At 49.7% G+C, this 7,807-nt stretch carries 6 protein-coding genes; all 6 read right to left on the bottom strand.

All coding sequences use genetic code 11. The annotated features are described in order from the left end of the window. On the bottom strand, positions 1–1,850 hold a 1,850-nt coding region (locus HN413_16495), incomplete at its 3' end, for a sugar phosphorylase (protein ID MBT3392000.1). Further along, entirely contained in the window at positions 1,741–3,105 is a 1,365-nt protein-coding gene (locus HN413_16490) for a glycosyltransferase family 4 protein (GenBank protein MBT3391999.1), read from the bottom strand. The genes HN413_16495 and HN413_16490, both read right to left, overlap by 110 nt. 74 nt (positions 3,106–3,179) lie before the next feature. Next, on the bottom strand, positions 3,180–4,079 hold the full coding sequence (locus HN413_16485) for a carbohydrate ABC transporter permease (protein MBT3391998.1): 900 nt from the start codon (positions 4,077–4,079) through the stop codon (positions 3,180–3,182). Positions 4,080–4,081: 2 nt separating this feature from the next. Next, positions 4,082–5,026, bottom strand: coding sequence for a sugar ABC transporter permease (locus tag HN413_16480; GenBank protein MBT3391997.1), 945 nt, complete (start codon positions 5,024–5,026; stop codon positions 4,082–4,084). 84 nt (positions 5,027–5,110) lie between these two features. Continuing rightward, positions 5,111–6,460 carry a carbohydrate ABC transporter substrate-binding protein gene (locus HN413_16475; GenBank protein MBT3391996.1) on the bottom strand — a complete coding sequence of 450 codons (1,350 nt, stop codon included), beginning with the start codon at positions 6,458–6,460 and terminating at the stop codon, positions 5,111–5,113. 109 nt (positions 6,461–6,569) lie between these two features. Then, positions 6,570–7,583 (bottom strand): LacI family DNA-binding transcriptional regulator, encoded by a 1,014-nt coding sequence (locus HN413_16470; GenBank protein MBT3391995.1) that lies wholly within the window; start codon positions 7,581–7,583, stop codon positions 6,570–6,572. Positions 7,584–7,807: the final 224 nt, after the last annotated feature.

The following is a 7,807-nucleotide window of genomic DNA, read 5'->3' as shown; positions in this document are numbered from 1 at the left end:
TTTTCCGCAACCAGCCAGCGGACTTCATACGGCTGAAGACTCAAGTTGAGCAAACCATCACGCGCTAAAAATACAGCCCCAGTAAGCATATCTCGCAGGGTTTGGGTCTCTACCTGCAAGAGAATATGGAGTTCATGCGTTTCAGCAGATACGTTGTGTAAACACAAAACGGCCGATTTCCGCTCCGGCGAACGCCGCCACATGGCAAAGACCGCCGCGTGGCAAAATACAATTTGCTGCTCTGCATTGGGATGAAAGGCCGGATGCGCAGTACGTTGGCGCAATAGATGCGCATATCCGCGAAATACTATCTGCCGCAAACTGTTGGAGTCGGCTAATTCGGTTTCAATCTGCCGAAGGAAGGGTTTTCGTCGGTTGATGGTGCGCGGGCGGCCACTTTGCTGAGCGCCATCTCGCCAACCGCGCGAGCCAAACAGGCTGTGAAAATAAATCCCCGGCACCCCGCGCAAGGCCAACATAATCGCTTGCGCCGCCAAAAAGCGGCGGGCAATCCACGCAATCGGCTCGACTGGCCCGGGAACGCACAGCGCATCCAGATAATTAATATTCAGTTCATAGGCGGCCTGCCCACCATCCGGGTTATTCTTATACGATACGTAGCCCCCCAAAGCTTCTACCCGCTCGGCAATCGCATTAATCGCTGCTTCAGACAAAATCCCGCGCGCCGGTGTCAGGCCAATGCCATCATGGGAGGCCAGGAAGTTAAAAAAGGTCACGCGGTCGGAGGGCAGCGTTAACGAATCGGCCCACTGCGAAAGGGATGTAGCATTCCCCGTATGAAAGGTGTGCAGTATCAGCGGTGGCAGCGAAAAATTGTAAACCATCTGCGCTTCGTCTGCGCCATTGCCAAAATACGAGATATTTTCTTTGTGGGGTACATTCGTCTCGGTGATAATGATGACATGCGGGGCGACCAGATCCAAAACGGTACGCATTAACTGTACAAGACGATGGGTGCGCGGCAGGCTGGCGCAGGTTGTGCCAATTTCTTTCCAGATAAAGGTAATCGCGTCCAGACGAATAAGTTCTGCCCCATGGGCAATATAGAATAGCAGCACATCAATGACTTCGAGCAATACATCTGGGCTGGCGTAGTTAAGGTCAATTTGATCGTCGTTAAAGGTTGTCCAGATATATTCTTCGCCGCGAGCCGTTTGGAATGGTGTCAGTACGGGGGTTGTACGCGGCCTGAATACGCTGGATAGATCGGTATCCGGCTTCAGGGACAGGAAAAATGTTTCAAATGCAGGATCACCTTTGAGGTAGCCCTGAAATTCCATGCTCTGGGCCGAGATGTGGTTGACCACGGCATCAAACATCAGGCGGAAGTGCTCCCCCAGGCTGGCAATATCTTCCCAATCGCCCAACTCAGGATTAACCTGACGATAATCAATCACCGAAAAACCATCATCCGATGAATAGGGAAAAAACGGCAGAATATGAACCGTGCTGATGAGTTCGGCAAGATAGTTCTGGAGAAACTCCCCCAGGGTTTGTAGCGGGCGCGTGCCATTGTGCTGGATCATATCCCCATAGGTGATCAGCACCGAATCGCGCTCCGTAACGCGGTTGTTCCGGGAAGGTTGAGATTGGCGCGGGAAAAGAGCGTTGAATTGGTTAAGTTGGTTGAGCAACCGCTGATGAATAGCTGCGGCGCGATCCTGACCGTAAATGAAGGCGATGTGGTCGTAGAGTTTTTTTTCGAGGGAAGCGTTTTTTTTATTCGGCACGGGTGAGTTGATGAAGATGATTATGCAGTGCGTGGAGCGAGTAGTGTTCCTTGGCAATGCGAAAATTATGCTCAGTAGTTTCACGGCGCAGTTCGGCATTAATCAGATATTCAAGCGCCTGATCGGCAGCCCGTTCAATGATTTCTGCCGGGACGGTTGCCAGATTATAAGCTGTATAACCTGCCAGGGTGCCGCCCAGGGAGACAACCCGCAAACCCTTGTCTTTGATATCGGCCCGATAGACCGGGTATTCAAAAAGCATCACAGGTAATTTGGCGCGCAGGGCTTCCAGCAATTGGTTGCCCCAACCTTCCCACAAACTGGGATAAGTAACAAAATCAGCGTGGGCATAAGTATCCCAAAGGGAGTAAATTTTCTGACCGTTGCGAATGGTACGGCTTTCGTCGATGATATCTTCAATAAACAGGGCTTCGACACCCAGTTGTTTGGCCTTTTCGACCAGTAAATTTTTATAACGCCCGGTACGATCATCAAGGGCGTAGCCAGCCAAGACTAAAACAATGCGGCTCTTGGGCGTAAATTTAAGCTCGTTATAGATGCCATGTTTTTCCAGTTTGGCACGGCGGTGGGGGGCATTCAGAGCGTGGATAAAATCCAGAGCCAACTCGATGCCTTTGCGTGTGACAAGACGCGTGGCCTGAAGTACAAGAATATCGCCCGCTTGCAAGCCAATTTGAGCGCGGAAGTCGCTATTATACTCGTCTATCTGCCAGGGCGGAGCATCGAAATCGAATACATTCGGCACAATCGTTGCCGCAATACCTTTGCGCGCCAGTAATTTTTGTTGTGCCAGGGAATTTATGACCACATGCTGAATCAGGGGGTTGCGCGGCGGTAGATAGCAATCGGCCAGTTCGAGCGCAGCAGCGTTGGTCAGGATATCGGTCGGGCGTTCGAAGTAAAAATCATGATGATGCGCCAATACCGGCAACTGACGATTTTGCACAGCATTGGCAAGCGCAAGCGCGGCGGCCGGATTGATGCCAACCGACCAGATATTTTGAATAATTAGAAAATCAATCTGTTTTTCGTCAATAAACGCCAAAAGTTTCTTTTCAATCGCATCCGATAGACGACCTAATTCGGCACGATAAGCATTTATATCGGGGTAATCACGTAACGCTCGAAAAGTATTGTAATTAAGCAGCCGCACATCGGGACGATGATGGTACAACTCATCGATGAGGGTACCCTCACCTGTGCCAATTTTTCCCGCGCATAGGAAAACACAATGCCCCATCCCTTCCAGAACGCGTTTCCATTTATTCATTTCCAGGGAAACACCATCGGTGAAACCCGCGATATAGTGCAGAATGCCGATGTTTTTGCCCATAGCTTTAAGGATAGCCAGCTTTCTTTCCGCAAACAGCGCCCCTTTTTCTACAGCGCGGTCAAAGCCCTGAGATATTAGCCTTTGACGCCGCCCGCAGTCAACCCTTCTTCCAGATAGCGTTCCATTGCCAAGAAAAGCAAGACGATAGGCACGGTCATGATCGTAGATGCCGCCATAACAACATGGGGCCGCGGGGTGGGGTCGTTGAAAATGGTGTTGATCTTGATCGGCATCGTAAACATATTATGGTCATTAAGGAAAACCAACGCATAGAGAAATTCGTTCCAGGCGATCATAAATGTATAGATACTGACAGATACCAACGCGGGGATGGCCAGCGGCAGGGTAACGCGCCAGATCACATCCAGGCGAGAGCAGCCATCAATCAAAGCAGCCTGCTCGATCTCATCAGGGATGGTGCGGAAATAATTGGTCAGCATATACAAGGCAACGGGCAGGGTTTGCGCCAGATAGGTGAAAATCAGAACCCCAAGATTATCTTGAACGTCAAAGCCGATACGGTCGCCGATTTGCGCCAACATGGCAAAAAGCGGGATTATCAGTAGCACACCAGGGAAGAGATAAACCAACAGAATGCTGTTCAGCAAAACCGTTTTTCCCTTAAACTTCAGACGCGCGATAGCATATGATCCCAAAACTGCCAAAAAGACGGCGATAAAAGCGGTAGGAAGCGATACCTTTAGTGTGTTGAGAATATTGGCACCAAATTCTTGATAACTGGGGTGCGCTGGATCAAAAAGCTCTTTGTAGGCATCCAGACGCAATGCTTCAGGGATATATACCGCCTCGCGGCCCCCAATTTCGGCACGTGTCTTGAAAGATGAGCTAACCATCCAGTAGAAGGGAAACAAGATGCTAGTGAGGAAAAAGAATAAAGTCAGTGAGAAAATCAAGCGCGGCCAGGTGATCCATGCGGCCAAGTGGGCAATAAAACTCTTACGTTCAGTATCCATGGTTAATCTTCCTCGCTATTCCGCATCACAATGCCAATATAAAATGCCATAAAAATTGCTAAAATCGTCAGCAAGATCATTGCGGTAGCTGCCCCGCGACCAAAATCAAATAAGCGAAAACTAAATTCGTAGGTGAGTACGGGCAAAACCCGGGTACCAAAACCACCGCCGGTTAGCAGGAAAATATCATCAAATTTATTGAAAGTCCACATCAGGCGCAACAGGAAGATAGCTCCTAACACATAGCGCAACTCAGGGATGGTGATATTCCAGAATTTTTGCAGGGTATTGGCACCATCTACTTCGGCGGCTTCGTACATAGTGCTATCCACGGCCTGTAGGCGGGCTAAAATCATCAACATTGCAAAGGGGAAATATCGCCAGGCTTCAAAGATAATCACCAGGAGCAGAGCCAGGCCGCGTGACGAGAGATAGGCCATGGGCAGATCAATCACCCCTAACTTCATCAAGATATCATTCACAACCCCCGATGGGCGCGGGTCTAAAATCCAACGCCAGACAAAGGCAACACTCACAATCGGCGCCACGTATGGGAAGAGAAAAATCGCCCGGGTAATACCGCGGCCGCGGAATGGGCGGTTCAGCAATAACGCAGCAATAAGTCCAACGATAATTGTGAGGAAGGTAGCGGCAAATGAATATACCACACTGGTAACGGCCGCTCCCCAGCTTTGTCCCGGTTGAAATTTGAAAGCAAAATCTTCAAATACTTTGCGGTAGTTTTCAAATCCAACAAAGGGAGCATGGAAAACATCATTCAGGTTATGCAGGCCTACATCGTGAAAGCTCACCCACACGCTAAAAATTGCCGGAAAGATAACCAGGCCAAAAACGATCAGAGCAGTTGGCGAAATCAGCGTCCAGGCCAAACGCGTTTCACGCGCTCGAAGGGATTTCCAGTGGCTTGGCTTGCTTGCAATGGACATGGTATTTCCTTTCCAAACCGGGAGTAGTTTGAAGAATAGTTGGGGACGCAGCCGAAACTGCGTCCCCACAAACATCAGGCGATCTTACTCGCTCTGGCGTTCAGTGTACAGCAGTTCTACCTGCTCTTGCAGCCATTCTGCCGCAGTTTCAGGGGTCATGCTACCCTCAAGGGCAATATTGCTAATGGCCTGTGAAATCAGTAAGCGGCCCTCGATATCACCAACTACGGCACGCTGGGTAGCGTCGTAATCGGGACGGAAGAGCCAGCGTTGCATGGATTCGAAACCATTGGCAATTTGCGCCAGGGTATCTTCGGAATAGTTGGCGAAGTAATCACTGAGTCCAGCCCAACCTTCAACCGCGCTTTCCAACACGGGGACTTTTCCAAAGGGGGCCAGAGCCAAAATATCTTGGTAGTTCTGTCCATCCATGAAGAACTTAACAACTTCCTGGGACATGGGGTCTGCGCCTTGCAGAATGCCCAAGGTTACCAGTTGGCCGTAAGATGCCGCTCCGTTGGGGCCTTCCATCGAGGCTGCAAAGCCTGTTTTGCCGGCCAAATCTTCAACGGGGATTTCAACAGCGCCACCTGCTTCAAGGCCGGAGCCATCAACCAGGTCGTCCATGATGTAGGTGCTGTAGAATAGCATACCAGATTGATCCAGTTCGTAGGCTTCACGCGCACCGCGCCAGTATTGCGGGCCAGGCAGCGCACAACGCTGCAGTTCACTGTAGAAAGCCAGGGCCTCAACCATTTCGGGTGTATTCATGCTAACATTGCCATCGGCATCGAAAGGCCAAGCATTATTCGACATGGCAACCTGCTCGAAAACCTGATGGGGATAATTTTGTCCAGGATCGGTTGCCAATGTGAGACCGTAAAGCAAATTGCCGGTGCCGGGCAGGGCGTCGCAAGCGGCATTAATGTCGTCCCAAGTAACAGGAGCATTCAAGCCAGCTTCGCCGAAAATATCGCCACGGTACCAAATGGCCTGAATCCAGCCGTCAAAGGGAACAGCCGCGTATTTGCCGGTGGTAGGGTCGGTGACCATTGCCAACGGGCCAGCGCGGAAATCATCTTCACCAATGCTCTGAATAGTAGCAACAGCGGCATCTTCATCCAGAATGCCATCGGCAGCGAAAGAAGACACACGCTCAATGCCCATACGAACAATATCGGGCAAGCGATTCGCAGCTTGAGCTGTAGCAATGCGTTGGGCAATGCCCGCTTCTTCAATGGGTACAATGCGCAGATCAACTTCTGGATGTTCGGCCATAAACGCGTCTGCGATGGCTTCGTATACGTCAATACGGGCTTCTTCGTTGTCAGTTGTCCAGAATTCGATCACAGTTTGTTCTTGTCGAGGCGCAAAAGCCATCAAGAAAAGCGAGCTAATCAGCACAACCATCATTAAAATAGAAAACTTCTTCATAGTGTCTAATCCTCCAAAATAGTTTAAAAGGGTCACTCGTACAACTTCAAGACGTTCTCGAAAATTATTTTCTCTTCGCATCACCTCCTTTTACCATAATGCTTTCTCATTATTTTCCACCGCAAGTTTCGCGAATAACCAACGTAGGTTCCAGGATTACGGATTTGGATTCCAAATCTTCCCCCTTAACACATTTAATGAGCATTTCGCTGACCATATCACCAATTTGATAAATGGGCTGGTGAATGGTGGTCAGCGGAGGATGACTGTGCTCGGCGAGCGGAATATTATCGAAACCGGTAATCGCAATATCTTTACCAACAATCAGCCCTTTTTTCTGGGCGGCGCTCACTGCTCCAAGCGCCATTAGATCGTTACATGCCGCAATCGCCGTCGGTGGATTTGTGCGCTCTAATAATTGGCTGGCTTGCCTAAACCCATCACGTTGGGTCAGATCACCGGCAATAACCATGGTTGGATCCAGGTGAATTCCCCTTTCAATCAATCCTTCGCGAAACCCCATTAGGCGAGCATGCGCAAACATCAAATGATCGGGAGCTGCAATAAAAGCAATTGATTTGTGGCCTAAATCGGCCAGGTGATGTGCAAGCAGGCGCATCCCATATTCACCATCTTCATCAACCCAGGGATACACACACGGACTCTCTGTACGCCCAAAAGCGACAAAAGGGAAATTGCTTTCACACAAGTATTCAATGCGGGGGTCTTGTCGGCGCGTTCGAACGATGATGAAACCATCTACGCGGTAGCTTTGCACATTTCGGCGATAGACAGCCAACTCTTGTTCGCCGGGTGCTTGTGTGGCAACCAAAAGATCGTAACCTAATTTAGCGGCTTTGTTGCCGATACCGGCCAGGAACTCGCTAAAAAATGGGTCGGAAAAACGAGGGCCAAATGTAGGCAAGATAAAACCCAGTGTATCGGTGCGCTGCTTTTGCAGACGCTGAGCCATAATGTTGGGGATATAGCCCATCTCGTCTGCAGTGCGGCGGACCAGTTCTTTTGTCTCCGGGCTGACGTCATCGTAGTCATGCAAGGCGCGCGAAACCGTTGTGACCGATTTCCCCACTTTTTCTGCCAAATCTTTTAGCGTAATCGGCATACCGCTCCTTATATGCTAATATCTTACCAAAACGTTTTGGATGCTCGCTTATCATAAACCAAAACGTTTTGGGTGTCAAGCAAAGAACTTTCTGCAGAATGCTTTTTTACACCGCATAATGTATAATCCTTTGATTACGAATACAATATCCTCAAGATTAGGGTACCCGCTGGAGTAATTATATGAATTTCACCGATCCCGCCCCGCTTTCCATCCCAACCTTG

This window comes from Chloroflexota bacterium (genome assembly GCA_018648225.1).
GTDB lineage: Bacteria > Chloroflexota > Anaerolineae > Anaerolineales > UBA11858 > NIOZ-UU35.
This window is presented reverse-complemented; position numbering and strand designations above follow the sequence as displayed.